Source organism: Myceligenerans pegani, from assembly GCF_014892515.1.
GTDB classification, from domain to species: Bacteria; Actinomycetota; Actinomycetes; order Actinomycetales; family Cellulomonadaceae; genus Myceligenerans; species Myceligenerans pegani.
In genome coordinates, this window is the sequence record NZ_JADBGR010000031.1 from 1 (window position 1) to 494 (window position 494).

Below are 494 nucleotides of genomic sequence, written 5' to 3' on the forward strand. Positions count from 1 at the left end.
TACAACTTCGAGGCCGGCGCGATCGACGGCATCATGGACACCAACTCCACGACGTTCGACGTGTCGCAGGACGGCGGCCGTGTGTTGCTGGATGACGACGGCGGTTCGGAGGCGAGCCCGGTCGACCCGGCCCACCTCCAGCGTGAGGGCACGCTGGCGCTGCCGGCAGGCGCACAGGTCGCGTCGGGCGGTGCGACATCAGCCGTGTACGACGGCGAGACCGGCCGTTTGTGGGTGCTGGCTTTCGACGGCGCCCAGGCGTTCGACGAGGAGAAGCTCGATCCGACCGCTGAGATCGGCGTGGGCGGCGCGCTCGCGGTGGGTACCGACGGCACGGTCTATGTGGCGACGACGGCCGAGGGTGGCGAGCTGACGATCGTCCCGACAAGTGGCCGGGGCACCCCGAGCGAGGTGGAGACCGAGCGCATCAGCGTTCCGGAGAACGCGACGTTGCAGGTCTCTGCGGTCGGGGACCGGCCGGTGGTGCTGGACCG

At 70.2% G+C, this 494-nt stretch carries 1 protein-coding gene; it reads left to right on the forward strand.

What is annotated here, in order from left to right; translation table 11 throughout:
- Positions 1-494: hypothetical protein (locus IIE03_RS02305; RefSeq protein ID WP_192861110.1), on the forward strand; the 494-nt coding region annotated here is incomplete at both ends.